Genomic DNA, 421 nt, shown 5'->3' with positions numbered 1-421 from the left:
GCGTCCGAAGGTGCTGTGTCCGAAGGTGCTGTGTGCCAATGCTCGCCACCGTCGGCTGGCCATGCTGACCCGGCCCGCGGGGCGTGCGGTGCTCCAGCCTGAGTCACGGCACGGTCGCCGTCTCCGCCCTTGGCGGGCGCGGTCTCGTCGCTCTCGGCAGAGCTGGTGCTCGCGGTGTCGTCGTCCTCGGCGGAGGCGGCGTTCGCGGTGTGGTCGCCCTCGGCAGAGCCGGTGCTTGCGGTGTCGCGCGGCTCGCACTCGCCGGGCCGCCGCTCACCGGCCCCGCGCTCACCGACCCCGCAGCCGCGAGACTCCTCATCGCCAAGTCCGGTCGCGGCGTCGCCAGAGCCAGAGGCAGGGTCGATGGCGGAGTCGGCGGCAGGGGCAGTGGCGGGGGCAGTGGCGGGGTCGGCCTCGGCCC

General features: G+C 75.3%; 1 protein-coding gene. It reads right to left on the bottom strand.

Annotated features, from left to right (window positions below; genetic code table 11):
- A partial coding sequence (locus FLX08_RS41770; RefSeq protein WP_208761997.1) for a hypothetical protein occupies positions 1 to 421 on the bottom strand: 421 nt, incomplete at both ends.

Origin of the sequence: Microbispora hainanensis (assembly GCF_006874475.1) — a bacterium.
Lineage (GTDB): Bacteria > Actinomycetota > Actinomycetes > Streptosporangiales > Streptosporangiaceae > Microbispora > Microbispora hainanensis.
The sequence above is the reverse complement of the archived record's forward strand: the minus strand, read 5'-3'. Positions and strand labels throughout refer to the sequence as shown.